The 15,735-nt window shown below is 41.9% G+C and carries 20 protein-coding genes and 1 tRNA gene; 13 read left to right on the top strand and 8 right to left on the bottom strand.

Translation table 11 applies throughout. The annotated features are described in order from the left end of the window. Positions 1 to 13: 13 nt before the first annotated feature. Positions 14 to 442 carry a UPF0179 family protein gene (locus NF859_RS05935; RefSeq protein WP_087037676.1) on the top strand — a complete coding sequence of 143 codons (429 nt, stop codon included), beginning with the start codon at positions 14 to 16 and terminating at the stop codon, positions 440 to 442. On the opposite strand, the gene NF859_RS05930 is transcribed toward NF859_RS05935, so the two are convergent. Genes NF859_RS05930 through NF859_RS05920 form a run of 3 tightly spaced genes read right to left on the bottom strand, consistent with a single transcriptional unit; the run spans position 443 to position 2,905 of the window. Next, positions 443 to 1,444 carry a 5-oxoprolinase subunit C family protein gene (locus tag NF859_RS05930; RefSeq protein WP_252743430.1) on the bottom strand — a complete coding sequence of 334 codons (1,002 nt, stop codon included), beginning with the start codon at positions 1,442 to 1,444 and terminating at the stop codon, positions 443 to 445. It abuts the gene before it with no gap. Continuing rightward, positions 1,428 to 2,132, bottom strand: a complete 705-nt coding sequence (gene pxpB / locus NF859_RS05925; protein ID WP_252743429.1) for a 5-oxoprolinase subunit PxpB — start codon at positions 2,130 to 2,132, stop codon at positions 1,428 to 1,430. Before pxpB ends, NF859_RS05930 begins: the two co-directional genes overlap by 17 nt. A 5-nt stretch (positions 2,133 to 2,137) precedes the next feature. Next, positions 2,138 to 2,905: a LamB/YcsF family protein gene (locus NF859_RS05920; protein WP_252743526.1), complete on the bottom strand. Its 768-nt coding sequence runs from the start codon at positions 2,903 to 2,905 to the stop codon at positions 2,138 to 2,140. Between the two features lie 60 nt (positions 2,906 to 2,965). Here NF859_RS05920 and NF859_RS05915 point away from each other — a divergent pair, with 60 nt between their 5' ends. Continuing rightward, positions 2,966 to 3,451, top strand: coding sequence for a type II toxin-antitoxin system VapC family toxin (locus NF859_RS05915; protein WP_252743428.1), 486 nt, complete (start codon positions 2,966 to 2,968; stop codon positions 3,449 to 3,451). A gap of 102 nt (positions 3,452 to 3,553) precedes the next feature. On the opposite strand, the gene NF859_RS05910 is transcribed toward NF859_RS05915, so the two are convergent. Next, positions 3,554 to 4,000 carry an HAD family hydrolase gene (locus NF859_RS05910; protein ID WP_252743525.1) on the bottom strand — a complete coding sequence of 149 codons (447 nt, stop codon included), beginning with the start codon at positions 3,998 to 4,000 and terminating at the stop codon, positions 3,554 to 3,556. A 71-nt stretch (positions 4,001 to 4,071) separates the two neighbouring features. Between NF859_RS05910 and NF859_RS05905 the strand changes: the two genes are divergently transcribed. Beyond that, entirely contained in the window at positions 4,072 to 4,596 is a 525-nt protein-coding gene (locus NF859_RS05905) for a flavoprotein (protein ID WP_252743427.1), read from the top strand. Here the strand turns inward: NF859_RS05905 and NF859_RS05900 are convergent. Beyond that, positions 4,560 to 6,617 (bottom strand): hypothetical protein, encoded by a 2,058-nt coding sequence (locus tag NF859_RS05900; protein WP_252743426.1) that lies wholly within the window; start codon positions 6,615 to 6,617, stop codon positions 4,560 to 4,562. The two genes, NF859_RS05905 and NF859_RS05900, sit on opposite strands and share 37 nt — an antisense overlap. Positions 6,618 to 6,703: 86 nt before the next feature. Here NF859_RS05900 and nikR point away from each other — a divergent pair, with 86 nt between their 5' ends. The 8 genes from nikR to NF859_RS05860 all read left to right on the top strand — a co-directional run bounded on the left by nikR (position 6,704) and on the right by NF859_RS05860 (position 12,380). After that, entirely contained in the window at positions 6,704 to 7,120 is a 417-nt protein-coding gene (nikR, locus tag NF859_RS05895) for a nickel-responsive transcriptional regulator NikR (RefSeq protein WP_004069256.1), read from the top strand. A gap of 41 nt (positions 7,121 to 7,161) precedes the next feature. Then, positions 7,162 to 7,238 (top strand) — tRNA-Thr (locus NF859_RS05890). An 85-nt stretch (positions 7,239 to 7,323) separates the two neighbouring features. Further along, positions 7,324 to 8,559, top strand: coding sequence for an Nre family DNA repair protein (locus NF859_RS05885; protein WP_252743425.1), 1,236 nt, complete (start codon positions 7,324 to 7,326; stop codon positions 8,557 to 8,559). Between the two features lie 454 nt (positions 8,560 to 9,013). Continuing rightward, positions 9,014 to 9,355, top strand: coding sequence for a hypothetical protein (locus NF859_RS05880; RefSeq protein WP_004069252.1), 342 nt, complete (start codon positions 9,014 to 9,016; stop codon positions 9,353 to 9,355). Between the two features lie 921 nt (positions 9,356 to 10,276). Continuing rightward, positions 10,277 to 10,732: a 6-carboxytetrahydropterin synthase gene (locus NF859_RS05875; RefSeq protein WP_252743424.1), complete on the top strand. Its 456-nt coding sequence runs from the start codon at positions 10,277 to 10,279 to the stop codon at positions 10,730 to 10,732. A 28-nt stretch (positions 10,733 to 10,760) separates the two neighbouring features. Continuing rightward, entirely contained in the window at positions 10,761 to 11,183 is a 423-nt protein-coding gene (locus NF859_RS05870) for a PPC domain-containing DNA-binding protein (RefSeq protein WP_252743423.1), read from the top strand. Positions 11,184 to 11,263: 80 nt separating this feature from the next. Next, positions 11,264 to 11,455, top strand: a complete 192-nt coding sequence (locus NF859_RS05865; RefSeq protein WP_252743422.1) for a hypothetical protein — start codon at positions 11,264 to 11,266, stop codon at positions 11,453 to 11,455. 133 nt (positions 11,456 to 11,588) lie between these two features. Beyond that, a complete protein-coding gene (locus NF859_RS05860; RefSeq protein ID WP_252743421.1) occupies positions 11,589 to 12,380 on the top strand; it encodes a gamma-glutamyl-gamma-aminobutyrate hydrolase family protein in 792 nt (263 codons plus the stop codon). On the opposite strand, the gene NF859_RS05855 is transcribed toward NF859_RS05860, so the two are convergent. Continuing rightward, entirely contained in the window at positions 12,351 to 13,214 is an 864-nt protein-coding gene (locus NF859_RS05855) for an SPL family radical SAM protein (RefSeq protein ID WP_252743420.1), read from the bottom strand. The two genes, NF859_RS05860 and NF859_RS05855, sit on opposite strands and share 30 nt — an antisense overlap. A 59-nt stretch (positions 13,215 to 13,273) precedes the next feature. On the opposite strand from NF859_RS05855, the gene NF859_RS05850 reads away from it, so the two are divergent. Together NF859_RS05850 and NF859_RS05845 are read left to right on the top strand one after the other, a co-directional pair. Next, positions 13,274 to 13,672, top strand: coding sequence for an OsmC family protein (locus tag NF859_RS05850; protein WP_252743419.1), 399 nt, complete (start codon positions 13,274 to 13,276; stop codon positions 13,670 to 13,672). A gap of 33 nt (positions 13,673 to 13,705) precedes the next feature. Next, positions 13,706 to 13,990 carry a family 4A encapsulin nanocompartment shell protein gene (locus NF859_RS05845; RefSeq protein WP_004069236.1) on the top strand — a complete coding sequence of 95 codons (285 nt, stop codon included), beginning with the start codon at positions 13,706 to 13,708 and terminating at the stop codon, positions 13,988 to 13,990. On the opposite strand, the gene NF859_RS05840 is transcribed toward NF859_RS05845, so the two are convergent. Next, complete coding sequence (locus NF859_RS05840; protein ID WP_252743418.1) at positions 13,980 to 14,867, bottom strand: triphosphoribosyl-dephospho-CoA synthase; 888 nt, start codon at positions 14,865 to 14,867, stop codon at positions 13,980 to 13,982. The genes NF859_RS05845 and NF859_RS05840 overlap by 11 nt on opposite strands. Before the next feature lie 5 nt (positions 14,868 to 14,872). Beyond that, a complete protein-coding gene (locus tag NF859_RS05835) occupies positions 14,873 to 15,733 on the bottom strand; it encodes a DUF4097 family beta strand repeat-containing protein (protein WP_252743417.1) in 861 nt (286 codons plus the stop codon). Positions 15,734 to 15,735 lie beyond the last annotated feature (2 nt).

Raw genomic sequence — 15,735 nt, 5'->3', positions numbered from 1 at the left:
AGGAGGTGTTAAAATGGTAATCACGCTGGTTGGAGAAAAGCTTGCAAAACCCGGGGTAGAGTTCATCTATTACGGCCCAGCAGATCCATGTAAAAGCTGCAGATTGGCAAGGGTCTGTGTAGGTAACCTCGAACCTGGAAGGAGGTACAAAGTTGTAAGGGTCAGAAACATAGAGCACTCCTGTCCCCTCCACGAGGGGAAAGTAAGAGTGGTAGAAGTAGTGGAACCAGCAATAGAAATAGCAATAGAGCCAAGAATTGCAATAGTCGGATCAAAGATAAAGCTGAGTTTTGTGGATTGCAGTGATCCGGAGAAGCAAAACCTTGTTAGACCCGAGGGGCTTTTTGAAGGTGATAGTGTCAAAATTCTTGAAATTCTCGGGGATTTTGAATGTGATGGGAAAAAATACAAACTTGCCCGTGTTATGCGGGAAAAAGAGTGACTACCTCTTCTTTTCTACTTTTGTGAAGGCTATTAGCTCTTCTTCAAACACTTTCAATTTGTAAGCCCTTAATTCTCCAAGGAGGAACATCTTTATGACCTCCATGGTTGTCTCGCGTCTTCTTAAAGCCTCCTGAGCCTCTTCAACGCTAGCGGCTCTAAATTTGAGCTTTCCTCCCGGCCTTGTTTGAGCTACTTTTGGAATATCCACCCTTGCCACAACTCCAATCTTTGCGTATCCTCCAGTTGTTTGTCTATCAGCGAGCATTATTATCGGCTTGCCACTTTTTGGGACTTGAATAGAGCCGAGGGGAATGGCATCGGTGATTATATCGGCACCTTTTTCCGAGTGCTCTATTGCCGGCCCTTCTAGGCGATACCCCATCCTATCGGACTCAGCTGTTACTTCATAAGTTGATCTCAGGAATGTTTTAATGCCTTCCTCTGTAAAGTGCTCCTCTTGTGGCCCTAAAATCACCATAACTTCACTCTCGTTCGAATATTTCGGCACAAACTCCTTCGGAAGCTTTTTGCCTTCCTTTTCGGTTAAAATTGCGTAGCCCAAGCTTAGAGTATCCCCGCTTTTCAATGCCCTGCCAAAGTTTGCCCTTATATAGGTGGAGTAGCTGCCAAGAATTGGCTCACACTTTATCCCTCCGGCAAAGGCTATGTAGCCGTACATGCCACTTTTTAGAGTTCCTACCTCCAACACATCGCCCCTCTTTGCCCAGTAGCTCTCCCAGGGGTTAATGGGAATGCCGTTTAGTTTTGCATCAATATCTCCGCCTATGGCGAAAACCGCTGAAGAATGAAACCTTATGGTTGGTCCCCTCAGGACAAATTCAAGCAGAGGTGTATTATCCTCATTCCCCACGAGATAGTTTGCCAATCTGGCAGAGACCTCATCCATAACCCCGCTTACCGGCACTCCGAACTTTTGGTAGCCTGTTCTTCCCAAGTCTTGGATTGTCATTAGCGAAGGAACATTAACAAGCTCTATCATTGCTCTCGCCCCATTCTTGCTTATAAATCTCCCAGAACTCTTCTTCACTTATAGGCACAAACTTAACGTAATCTCCAGCCTTTACTATACTTGGCGGGCTTTTAGAAGGATCAAAGGTTTTCAAGGGTGTTCTTCCAATTAAACGCCATCCTCCAGGGCTTTCTATGGCATACCATCCCGTCTGCTTCCCAGCTATGCCCACACTCCCGGCTGGAACTTTTAAGCGCGGCTTCTCAAGCCTTGGTGTTGCAATCCCCTCGTCCATCCCGCCAAGATAAGCAAACCCTGGGAGAAATCCAAGCATATAAACTCTATAGAGGGGCTTTGAGTGTATCTCAATGACTTCCTCAACCGTTAGTCCATTGTACTCCGCAACGAACTCTATGTCCGGGCCGAATTTTCCTCCATAGGCAACAGGTATCTCGATGATTCTCTTTTCCTCCTCTCTGGGCTCCGCAGAAAGGAAGGGCTTTACGGCTTCGAGAACTTCAGAGTATGAGATTTTGAGGGGATCATAGTAGATATAAACGCTTGTGTAAGTTGGCACAACTTCGATGAGCCACTCTGGAGCTGCTTCTTCAATTGCTTCCGCAACGGCATGAACTTTTTTATTAACATTTTCATCGATTTCATCGCCAAAAATTATTGCTATGGCTGAATCGCCAGCCGGTTTAAAAATTGGAAACATAGAAATCACCGAATAAACTCCCTCATAGGAACGACCTTCACTCCCTCTTCTTCGAGGCGCTTTCTTATGTATGCTGTTATCTCAACAGCTTGAGGATTGTCTCCATGAACGCAGATTGTGTCCGCTTTGAGCTCCACCCATTCGCCGTTAATAGCTTTAACACCCCCGTCTTTGACCATTGAGATTACTCTCTCGGCTATAAGCTCTTTATCATGAATAACTGCCCCCGGCTTTCTTCTTGAGACGAGGGTTCCATCTGGGTTGTATGCCCTATCGGCGAACACTTCGTGGGCTACTTTTAGCCCCATCTCTTCTGCAATTTCCAAAGGCTTTGACATTGAGAGCCCAACGAAAATAAGCTTCTTGTCAAAATCTGCTATTCCTTCTAGAACTCCTCTTGCAAGCTCTTCGTCTTTAACCAGAGCGTTGTAAAATGCCCCATGGGGCTTAACGTGCTGGAGCTCCAGCCCTTCAGCCTTCACGAACGCATATAATGCCCCGACCTGATAGAGAATGTAGTTCCTTGCCTCCTCCCTCGTTATGTCCATGTACCTCCTTCCAAAACCCATTAAGTCTGGATAACCCGGATGTGCCCCAACAGCGACGTTCAGCTCTTTGGCAAGCGTTACAGTTTTTCTCATTACCATTGGATCACCAGCATGCCAGCCGCATGCAACGTTTGCCGATGTTATGTACTTCATTACTTCCTCATCAAGCCCAAGCTTATACCTCCCAAAGCTTTCACCAAGGTCAGAGTTGAGGTCTACTCTCATTGTTTTCACCACCCAATAATAAAGCGATAACCCTTTAACCCTTTTCTCCAATTACACACCATGCTTGTTATAGACGCCGCAATATTCATTCAAGGGGTTGATGTTGAAGGTGTTACAAGCCCAAAGGTGCTTGAAGAGATTAAAGACCCGGAATCCAAGGTATTCGTTGAAAGCTTGATTAGTGCGGGAAAGGTTAAGGTTCTCGTCCCCTCGAGGGAGAGCATAGAGGCTGTTAAGAAGAAAGCTTTAGAGAGTGGGGAGCTTGGAGAGTTAAGCGAAGCAGATATTGAAATCTTGGCCTTAGCTTATGAACTCAAGGGAGAGATTTTTACCGATGATTACAACCTTCAAAACATTGCAACCCTTCTCGGCTTAAAGTTTAGAACGCTGAAGCGTGGAATAAAGAAGGTCATAAAATGGCGCTACGTCTGCATTGGCTGTGGGAGAAAGTTCGAAACTCAACCGCCAGAAAACATATGCCCCGACTGCGGGAGTAAAGTTAGATTACTTCCAAAAAAGAAGAGAAAGAAGCGTCAGCGCTCATAGGGTTCTTCATCACTCCGCCAGAGTTTCTCATCATCCGCCTCTCTTAACTACTCCTGATTACCTTTTAACTTTCCGGAATTGTTGTACAATTAACTAAACTCCTCAACCCCTAAGCGTTGCTATTAACCTTTTCTCATTTAGCAGCAGGTTAATAGCATCCTTAATATCCTTGACTACTATATCACTTGCCAGCAATGCCTCGACGCTGGCTCCTTCTTCTCCTATTACGCATATGGCAAGCTCAGCATTCTCAAGCATTCTGACATCGTTATTGCCGTTGCCAACTCCAATGTAGGGTTCATATTTTAATGCCTTCTGGAGCTTCTCGTTGCCATCTTTGACCTTTTCTATTTTAACTTTCATACCCTTAAACTCGTCTTCCAGAGTTCCAAATGTATCGGAGCTTAGAACAACGATCTCGTATTTTTCGCCAAGTTTCCTTAAAAGCTCCTTTACCTCTTCCCTTACTTTTCCTTCAAGGCCTAGTGTTCCATTTAAGTCAAATATAACTGTTCGTGTGCTTATCCTTCCATAGTTTGGAATCTCCATTCTGTTCACCAAGAGAAGTTTAGCAAAAATGCTTAAAACTTTGTTCTCAACATCCAAGTGGTGGAAGAGTTGTGAGAGTGGCATGGGGAATCAGTGGGGCTGGGCACTTGCTTCTGGAAAGTATTGAGGTACTAGAAAAATTAAAGGACAAGCATGAGATCAAAGTATTCCTATCCTCGGCTGGAGAAGAGGTAGCCAGAATGTATGGAGTTCTCGAAAGAATAGGAAGCTTCCCTCTCGTTAGGGAATCCAAACAGGGACATTCGTTTCCTTCATGTGGCGCTTTTAATCTGGGTAAATTTGACGTCTTTGTAATATCCCCCGCAACTTCAAACACGGTTGCAAAGATACGACTAGGCATAGCAGATTCTTTGCTTTCATGCTGTGCATCTCAAGCCTTGAAAAGTAGAGTGCCGTTAATACTAGTCCCAACAGATTCCAAGCCAGTTGTGGAAACCAAAGCCCCTAACGGGGAGATCTTTAAAATCTATCCGCGCAAAATTGACCTTGAGCATCTCGAAGCGTTAAGAAAAGAGGGGGTAGTAGTTCTTGATCACCCTTACGATGTGGAAAAAGCTTTAGAGCGGTTTTTGTGAACATAGTAGAATTTTCCATCTTTTGTTACTGTTACGTAGTCTGGGGTGTATTTTGGACCATAATAAAGGTTGTGTCCATCCAGTCTGTACCATAAAGCTCTTGCCGCTTCGAGCTTGTTAAGTTCATCTAAAACGCTCAAGTTCCCCTCCTTTACCATCTCCAGCAACCCCTGCACGTATTGCTCGCTTATGTTGAAAGTCACGTAGGAGGCAAAGAACTCATATCCTGTAATCAGCTCTTCCATGAGGTTTTTGTAGGGATACGCTGGAGTTACAGATATATTAAAGCGCTTGTAAAAATTCTCCACTGCAGTAACGTCGGGCCTGTAAGGAAGTATCCCAAGAACCATCATCTCCACCGTATCGTCATAGTATCTCCTAAACCAATCCCGATCATATGGATAGAAAAGGTTCTCATTTGATATGTAAGGGTCTTTTCCAAGGACGTAAAGGGCTCTATAGTTGCTTCCGACTAGAAGGGGCACATCCCATATTACTATTATCTCTGAGTGATCGAGCTTCCATCCGCTAATGCTTGCCGGGATCTGAAGTGCCCACGCTTTGAGGTTGAAGTCCATGAAAAAGTTGTTCATGAGAACAACTTGGGTTTCTCCATCGTAACCACATATGCCTGATCTTAGGGTTTTTATTATGGGCAAATCGTAGGAGTGGACGTAGCTGTTTACGAAATAAGCTACATGCAGAGGAGTTATGGAGTAAAAGGGTAAAGGTTTGTTGTAAAATCGGAAGAAGTCTTCTTTAGCTCTTTCATAAAAGAATTTCATGGCTTCTCCCATCTTAATCTTGCCGTACCTATCAAACCCCAAATCCGGATAAATGATCTTGTATATGTGGAGGGGTTTGTAAGTAGTTGCCGATCGCCATATGTGCTCCAGCTCTTTCCTGCTGTAAGGATGAGCATTCTGAAACCATTCGCCGCTTCCATCAAATTTTATCTCAAAAATTTCTGGGTAGTGGGAAAACTCCACTCGGATTGAATTGGAATTCCCATGATAATCTCTCCCTTTTATCGTTATGTTATACTCCCCCCATTCCAGGGGAAACTCTATTATTGAGCTGTAGGTAAGGGATTGCGTTTTAATGTTGACTTTGTATTCCCTCTCCCCCACCTTAATAACGAGCTCCTTCGGGGGATTCACATTATCCCTTATTGTAAACGCAACTTTAACTTTCTTCCCTTCACTTTCTATAGTTCCCCATATTTTGGGAGCTTTCTTATCGCTTTTCTGCTCTTTTTGAAAAACTTCCCAACTGAGATTTACCTTGGTGATTTCAAATCTCGCCGAGTTTTCTATGAACCACTCCCTAAAGGTTTGATTGGTGATTAGGTAGCTCTCTATTGAGCCAAGGCTTTCAAGAAATTCTTCTATCTCATAAGGCTCAAATCCATCTATTATTCCATTCATGTTGTCTATAGCGTTTTTCACGTCAGGGGGAAGTTCATAGAGGGCCATGTGAAGATCTTTTATTAGGGCAATATAATTCTGCAACGTACGGGCGGCATAGATATTTTGAGAGTTTTCTATGCCGTTTCTAATCCTAGGTGGCAACTGGTTGTAAGTTTCAAGGAATTCGCTTACCTGATCCTCAAATATTGTTACCTTCTTGGAAAACTCCTCAAGCGTATAGGGGCTTTCTGAAAAAAGAAAACGAATCATGTCATCTCTTAGGGAGTATGGAACTTCTTCAAGAACTCTGCTGACTCTTTCGCTTAAATTTGCGAGGAGAATTAAGTTGTCGGTCTCCACTTCATCAAGCAGTGTACTCCTGTATTTGTAGAGAGGGTATATTTTATTTGCTATGTCTTTCTCTTCTTCGCTTAACTTCCCATCATCAAGAAACCCCAGTTTTGAGGCAATTTCATATATCTCTTGGTCTTTTTGGGTGATCTGTTGTGGAGGAGGTTGTACAGCTCTCATGCTCCAGAAAAGGAGGATTAAATACGCCAAGAAGAGTCCAATGAGAATTTTTTTGGCATCAACAACAAATTTTTTCCCCATGTTTTATTATTATCTCTCAATGCTTATCTACTTTTCTTTTGCCAAAATTTAAATATCTGGGATATAAAAATACAGTGGTGATTGTAGTGAGGATAATCCGTTTTGGTGTCTCGATGCCGGAAGATCTCCTAGAAAAGTTTGATGCCATTATAGAGGAAAAGGGATACGCTAACAGAAGTGAGGCTATTAGGGATTTGGTGAGGGATTTTATAGTTAGACACGAGTGGGAGGAAGGGGATAAGGAAGTTGCTGGAACTATAACCATTGTTTACAACCATGATGAGGCCGATGTGGTGAAAGAACTTCTTGACATGCAGCACGATTATGTGAATGAAATTATCTCAAGCCTTCACGTTCATATGGATGAGCACAATTGCCTCGAGGTCATTGTAGTTAAGGGAAAAGCCAGCAGGATAAAGAGAATAGCCGAGAGGCTAATTAGCCTGAAAGGGGTAAAGCATGGAAAGCTAGTCATGACCACTACGGGCAGAGAACTGGTATGAAAAAGCTTATAAATTTCTCTTTTATCATCACACTTGGGTGTGCCGGGGTAGCCTAGCTCGGTAGGGCGGCGGACTCGTAATCCGCAGGTCCCGGGTTCAAATCCCGGTCCCGGCTCCATATTCTCGTTTCTGATGCTCATGCAACAAGCGGTGATAACCTTTATTATATCTTTTGAATCTATGTGGATACGGGTAGCTAGTGGATGAAGCTGGAGCCTAGTTTATGTATATTGTGCAGAGGCCGAGGATGGTGCGGCCTTGCATACTGCCCCGTAATAGCAAGAGCTCGGGCTACTTTACGAATTAGGCGCTCTGTTTCTTCAAAAGTTATTGAAGGTTCAACACCTCCATCGGTCTTTGTTGGTAGAATTGGTTATCCATACGTGAGAATAGGGCCGGCAACACCTCCCTTAGTGGGAGATACGAGTGTCTTTGATTTTCCTGAGATGTGGATTAATAGGAAAGTAGAGGATATTCTCGAATATCGCTGGAGCTTGATCACAGGGATCAAAATAGCAAACGTCAAAAAGCCAGAAGACAGACTCATCGAGGAGTTAAGACTTTTGGCCATGAGTTCCAAGCCCGTTGATATTGAACTTGCCCTTAAAAAACCACCAAGGCCTTTCATGACGTTCAGTGAGCAAGAGCCACCGCAGGGACCACGATCTCCCCTTGCAAACATGAAGGTCATTGGAAACCCCTCAATTCCAAGGCCTGTGGAGAAGGCCCATGATGATACAGATTTGCCGGCATTTGAGGCCGTTGTTAGCCTTTATGAATCTGGATTACCTGTTTCATATATACAAAAGATATTCAGCACCGGTGCATTTGGAATTAAAAAACAGAGAAGACTCGTCCCTACGAGATGGAGCATCACTGCAGTAGATAGCATGCTCTGTAAAAAGCTCATCAAGGAGATAAAAGAATACAATCCACTAAATGAGATCCTTGTGTTTAGATATCGCGTTCATGAGAATCTCTTTATTGCTATTTTATACCCAGCAAAATGGAGTTATGAATGGATGGAGGCATGGTGGCCCGGTTCCACTTGGAATCCGGGTTTGGATAATGTTGTTATCGAAGGGGACTACGAGGATTACCACGGGAGGACAAACTATCCAAGCATAGGTGGCTGCTATTACGCAAGTATGCTTGCGACCCTCGAATATCTGAAGAGAATAAAACGACAAGCCACCGCGATACTTCTTAGAGAGATTTATCCCGGCTTTAAGATACCGGTTGGTGTATGGTTTGTTAGGGAAAGCGTTAGGGCAATGTTTAATTCTCCACCTGTTTTGAAGACAGACAGCCTAGATGAAGTTTTGGAGTTTTTAGAAAAAGAAACAAAGCTTGGAAGTAATAGATGGTTCTCTTCTTCAGTGCTCTTGAGAAGAATACGATTCACTAGACCCATTGACGAGTTTTTGAAGAGAGATTGAGAGAGCAAGAGATAGATGGCAAAGTTTTATAGATTTTTTAGTTATTATGAGGGTTAAATCAGAGCTAATCCTGGTTTAAACATCTAGAAAGCGTTTTTGTTTAAACAATTCAGATGAACATCTAAATGTTTTATAAATATAAAACCACTTCGTTTCATGTTATCTCTCAAACTTTGACTCGATTTTTTACTTTTGATGATTTTTAATATAATACAATTTAAAATAGTGTTATAGTTGACAAGATATAGAATAACACAACTTTAAAATACTAAATTACACATAAATTACATTTTATTAAAGTAAAATTTTGCAAATTTTTACCTAATTCAAAAATAATAAAACTTACTACTCATACATTTAGCTTTTCGTGACACTCACTTCTGTTTTGGAGTTGATGTATACTATTAGATATGCTTTTAAACTCCTGATGTGTTATAATATGAGGTGATAAGACGTGTTGGACATACTCGGTTTTATTTTCTATGCTGGGGCTTCGCTTGTTATCCTATTTATAGCAGCGTTTTCAGGAGGCATATCGAGGATACTAGCTCTTCCAGCAGCGCTTGGGTACATACTACTGGCCTTTTGGTCAATAGAGCAGGCAAGTTCTGATATAATGAGAAAGGACAGGAAGAGAGATGCGAGAATGATACTCCTCTTGAACATAGTCTCCTTTGGATTAGGGGCGTTGTCCTTCTACATTTACATGAACAGTATAGTGACGCCAATACTGCTGCTTGGACCAGCGTTCGTGATTGGCCTCTGGAGATCCCTGCGGGAAAATAAAGGGCCTTGAAATTTTTCGCTTTTCTTTGTTTTTGATGTTCTTCTTTGTGCACGAGTTTTGGATATAATATGCCTTATATCCAAAATCAACATACACATATGTACACTCAGATGAACTCGTGTACTAATTTTTGTAGGATAATTTGAGGATAACACAGGAGATGTCTTGTTTTTACTGGATATCCTCTCGGTGAGTGTTTGCACATAGGGAATTAAAAGCAAATTTGGTAACCCGTCTATCTACAATTCCTCCTACAGCTGTCGTAACTTATATCTTTGACTTGATGTGTGGAATAATCGACAACAGAGTAAGGATATTTTTTATTAATTATTACTACCTGTCATTGTAAAGGGGAAAATTAATGATAATGCCGGCTTATACAAGAACAACTCCCCACACATTGTGAAACCATGTCTCTAGGGCAAAAGCCTTAATGCAGACACAAACTCCCAGTTATATAACTTTAAGTCGTAAAAAATTTGTGTTTTGTAATTCATTAAAATAATAATTTTACACCTTTTATTAAATTTTAAGTTATAAGATATTTATGATAGTAATAAATTTATTTTTAATTTTTGTATTTTTCAAATTTTAGCATATTGTAAATATTATAAACTTACTTTATAGTAACAAATTCGAGTAAAAGTTGAGAGATAAAGCAGGCACATTATCTCCAAAAATACTACTTAAAGTAGTAAAAAATTCCGGAGGGTATTTATACTATACGACACTACAATCTTCTGGGGGATGAGACATGGAAAATACCCAAATGTTCGTGTGTCCCTTTTGCGGTTACAAGGCAAAAAGCTTAGAGGAATTAAAGCAACATATTCTTGAAAAACACACGCTGAATAGAGAAGATGTAAGGGGCGTTAGATTCATTCAAAAATATTAAAAGCATCTCCCTGCTTTTTATTTATGGTGGTGCCTATGTTCAAAATAGTTGAGAGAAAAATCGGGTGGCACAAAGACTTTGACAGCTCCCATTTCTTAGCTTTGCCTTATGAGAGTAAATGCCTTAGAATTCACGGGCATACATATAATGTTGACGTGGAGATATGGGGAGAGCTAAACGAAAACGGTATGATATTTGACTTTAACCATTTGAGCAATCTTATAAAGCTCCTCGATCATAAAATACTCATCAGTGAATACTGGGTAACTGACAAGAGGGATGGATACGTTGTTGTGGAAAAAAACGGCAAACATTTGGAGCTTCCCGAAAATGAAGTTGTAATCCTCAACAAGCCAAACGTGACAGCCGAGTATATTGCGGAGTGGTTTGCCGAGAGGATAGCGGAAAAAGCGGGGGAGAACGTGAAGAAGATAAAGGTGAGGATTTGGGAGGATCCGAGGAGTTATGCTGAGGTTACCTTAGGGGTCTAGGCTCTCTATAACTTAGGAGGTGGTTGAGATGAGGTTTTCAAAGGGTAGAAGCTTTCTGTTTAGAATACCTGAAGGAAAGGAGTTTTTGAGTGCTGTAAATGAATTTGCAAAAAAGCACAACGTTTTGATTGGAACTATCAGCGCAATTGGAACCCTCAAAAATCCAAAAATCGGATATTTTGAAGAGGAGAAGGGGCAATACAAGGTAATTGAACTAGAAGGAACCTACGAACTGGTATCCGCTTTGGGAAATATAAGCATAAAAGACGATGAGCCCTTTGCCCATATTCATGTGAGTCTGGGTGACAAAGAGGGAAAACTATTTGGCGGCCATTTGATTGAGGGAGAAGTTTTTGTCGCTGAAGTTTACATTCAGGAGCTCCTCGGTGAACCGTTGATAAGAAAGCCCCAAGAAAATGGGCTAGCTCTATGGGATGCTGAAGAAGAGTGAAACAAATGTCAACTGAACTTCTTGAATATTTTATGTCTTAAGTAAAGTATTTTAAGGATGAGTGAGACACAAATATCATGTTGAGAATTTTCAAAATTAAAGTCAAATTGGAGCGAGAAGATTCTGAAATGGAAGGGGTTAGGTATGTGTCTCTTCTCGTCTTGGCAAATAATGAAGAGGAAGCGAAAACACTTGTGGAGGAGTATTTCTCGGAGGAGGGTGTTAAAAAAAGAAAATCTCAAAATTTTAAAAATAGAGGAAATGAAATTTGAGAAGGGGCAAGTTTTGGGAGTGATTATTGGGTAACTACTTATTCTCTCGAAGTTGACCTTCAAGATCTGGAGGAACAAAATCTTTTAGAAAAACTATTTAGGCACTAGATGTAGTTTAGTTGGAGGTGGGAAAATGAAACCAATTATTGGAATTGTGGCTTCCTTTGACTGGGAAACCGGTGCCCTTACCATAAACGACACTTATGTCAAAAGGATTAGAGAAGCCGGTGGAATACCTGTCGCAATTCCACCGCTTTTGGGAATAACAGATGTTATCGAGGCGATAGATGGGCTTATAATTCCCGAAGGCCCTGATATTCACCCAAGATACTACGGAGACACTCTCTCCGATAAAATAGAATGGCTTGATATACAGAGGGATGAATTTGAACTTACACTCATCAAAGCTGCCTTAGAGAAAGATTTGCCCATGCTGGGAATAGGCAGGGGAGCACAGGCGATAAATGTTGCTCTTGGAGGTAGCTTGTATCAAGACGTTAGCGAAATTCCAAAAGCCATAAGGCACAATTGGCTTAAAAACGGAAAATTCTTGGTACATCCTGCTGCAAAGGTTCATGAAGTGAGGATAAAGCTGGATTCTCTGCTCTTTGAAATACTTAGGGAAAACCTGAATGTTGAGTCTACGAGCGAGGTTTTTATAGGGGTTAACAGCTTCCATCACCAGGCTATTAAGAAACTTGGAAACAATGTAAAACCGGTGGCATATGCAGAAGATGGAATAATAGAAGCCATTGAAGTGGAAGGAAGGTTTGCAATAGGGGTTCAGTGGTTGGCTGAGTACCTTGACGAGATGGAACCACTTTTTAGGGCTCTTGTAAAGAAAGCTCTTGAATACAAAAAGAAAAAACTTGGTCTTCTAGGCTCTAAAAACAATTCAATAGATCTCCCCGTGGAGGAGCTGTAATACCAGATGAGAACCATCGCAGCTGGGGTAGGAATAATAACCCTCTCTGCAGGAGCCGAAGGTTATGCCTCTCGCTTCTATCTTTTTTCTCGCCTCCTCTAGAATCTTAAATCTTATGTCTTTTGGCAGGTAATAATAACCACCTATTCTTTCCCCTTTCTTGTAAAGGGGTGCGAGCTTTTTCATTAGCTCAGGGAACTTTGCCTCCATTCTCTTCCAAGAATCCGCTCGGAGTTTTAAAGTTGACACGGTTATGTGGGACACAAAGCTCAACGAATCAAGGGTCTCATCAAAGTCTTCCCAAGTGTAAAAAGGTATTATCGGGTCGATTCGAGCGTAGACAGGAATGCCTTCCTTCTTTACTTTTTTCAATGCCTTGATTCTTTCCCTCGGCAAGGGTGCGTTTGGCTCTAGAAGTTTCGCTTTTTCCTCATCTACCGTGGTGACTGTGATTCCAACAGCGCACTTCAGGGTTCTCAAAATGTCCAAATCTCTCTCGAATAAGTTAGATTTCGTCAAAATTAAGCATGGAATATCGTATCTCTTGAAGAGTTCAAGCACCTTTCGGGTTATTCTCAACTCCTTGTCTATTGTTGGATAAGGATCTGAAGAGTAGGAGAGGGCCACTATGAATTTTCTGTTAAATTTTCGGAGTTCCCTTTCTAGGTTCGGGAGAAGGTTTTCTTTTATCCTCACTTTAAAGGCCTTAGGAATGTAGGAGGTTATGTAGCAGTAAACACATGCATGATCACAGCCCGTGTAAATGTTGAGGGTATACTTAAAGGGGCATGTGCAGAGCTTTGACTTCCAAGGATCGAAGGGCCTTATGTACATACACCATAGGTTCACAAAAGGCATTTAAAAATTTCCTGCCATTTTATGGTGGTGGTTTTATGAAAGGAAAGGTTAGGTGGATAGGGGATTCCAAATTTGAAGCGCTTACAGAAGAAGGTGGAAAGATACTGTTCGGGGAGAAAGGCATATCGCCGATGAAAACACTTCTTCTCAGCGTGGCTGGATGTACGGCCATAGATGTAGTGATGATACTCCAAAAGATGCGCGAGCCTCTTGAGGATCTTGAGGTTGAAATAAGCGGGGAACGGAGAGAAGAACATCCAAAAATTTACACTAAAGTTCACATCCACTATAAAATCTATGGGAATGTAAATGAGGAAAAAGCGAGAAGGGCTATAGAGCTTAGCCAAGAAAAGTACTGCTCCGCCTCAGCCCATCTCAAGCTCAGCGGGACGGAAGTTACTTACTCCTATGAGATTATTAGGGAAAAAGTTTAAGTCTCTTTTTCCAATTATATTATGGTGAATTGGATGAGAGGAGAACTTATTAGGGTTTTAAGTGCTGTCGAAGAGAAGGCTAACGAGCTTAAGATGGATGGATTTGAGCCGGATTTGGTGCTCTTTGGAAAGGAAGCTTACGAGTTTTTAAAAGCACAGGTCAACGAGGAGTTTGGGGGAGAAGATGCAGTTTCTGAAATTTCCGGACTCAAAGTTAAGGTTGTCGAGGAATTTGGAGAAGATGCCGTTGTAATTGACTCAAAAGTCCTTGGTTTGGGTCTTGGAGGGGCAAAAAGAGTTAAGATTATCAAAGACTAAGGGAGTAGCCGCTTAAGATTAGCAAGCCAAGTGAAACCGCCATTATGTCTGCCAAGCTTCCAGGGTTTCTTAGGTCTTTCTTTTCCCTTAAGAATTCATCAAACTCTTCAAGAGTGAGCTTTCCGGAAAGGGTTTCTTTTGCTTTCTTTTGGACGAGCTTCGCCTCCTCAAGTCCGGCTTTTCTTACTATTAGAGTGTCTATATGACGAGAGAGAAGCTCTAGAAATGCTTTGATAGTGGCTTCTTCAAGTGAAAGCCTTGAGGTTAGCTCTTTAAGCCTGTAAAAAGTTGAATAGCTAATCCTATAACCTGTGAGCCATTCCTTAAAAATTAATTCCCTCTCGCTTGAAATTTCGGCAAGTTTTTTGAGGTTTATTTCATCTCTGAGAAGCTCTTCAAAGGAGGCATCGTCGTAAACGTCATATTTTACACCTCTCTTAATTCCCTTTGGGTTTGCGATTCTTATGGCTTTGTAAAACTCTACACTGTCTTGGGGGGAGGAGAATGCAATAAGCTTCTTAGCCTCTTCTTCTGCATCAATGCTCCCTGCCCAAGTTAGTGCGATTGCAAATGGAATCTCGAGGGTGACTATTCCAAAGTTGGGGTTTGAGTTTTGGGCTTTTTTGGAGTTCTCAATGGCTTTTCTTATCAGTGCTCCTATCCCAGCCTCTGCTGGTGAAATTTTGCCTTTCCTAATTAATTCTCCCTTCTCTGCAGCCTCAAAAAGAACATCCATGGCAGCTGTATGGGCAAAAAGGAAATGGTACAGAGTAAGGTCTTCAAAGTCCCTATACCTGTTTACGTTCCCCGGCTTGGGTATTGTTGCTTCGAGCAGAGAGCCGAGGGTAAAGGCCTTGACGACTCTCCACTTATCCATAGCCATCATTCCACGACTATTTTTCCAATGAAGTTCTTGACTATCAGTTTTAATGTTTTCTCCCCGGTTTCAAATCCCTCGTTTATAGTTAGTGAAGTTAGAGAGCCTTCAATCATGGGTACTACCTTGGTGCCAGCTGGAAGAGAAATGTTGATCTCTCCGCTTCCCCGATAGACTTCAATTTGAGAGCAGTACTCATTATTTTCTGGACACCTCCCCAATTCTATTTCCATATCGCCAATGAAGTTCCTTGCAACGAGTGAGCTAAATGCCCCTGAAATTGTGACATCGCCAACAACATTGTCCAATGTAAGCGAAGAGATTTCTCCCAAATCAACCTTCACATCTCCAACCGTGTTCCTTAGGGCTAAGGATGTTATCTTACTATCTCCGACTTTTACTAAGAGTTTCCCATTTTCGTACTCTCCACACTCGGCACATGAAATTCTCAAGGTCTCGCCTTCTTCTATCTTCACCGGCAGATTGCTGAGGACCTCTATCTCATTTGTTCCATGTTCTACTGTTATTTCTGCGGCAATGTTCTCTATTACTATCTCTGAGGAGTTAAATTTTCCAAGCGTCTTTATCTCTCCGGCATCTTTGAAGGAAAATCTCCATGAATAGTATGAGCCAGGAGCTACGAGGAATAGGGCCAGATATAGGATAAAGACTAACGCTAAGGTTGTTCTTGCGGTTTTGTTCTTGATTAGTATATAGAGCCCTGCAACAATGAGTACTACTCCCCAGAACGACCTCTTGATGTAGGGGGCATATGGAAGAAGGTAGTTGTATACCTCTGGTCTAATGCTTTTTAAAAGGATCAGCAGACCCAAAAAGGTTAAAAATAGCCCAAGAAGCTTTTTCATCT

It is taken from the genome of Thermococcus alcaliphilus, assembly GCF_024054535.1.
Taxonomy (GTDB): Archaea; Methanobacteriota_B; Thermococci; order Thermococcales; family Thermococcaceae; genus Thermococcus_A; species Thermococcus_A alcaliphilus.
This window is presented reverse-complemented; position numbering and strand designations above follow the sequence as displayed.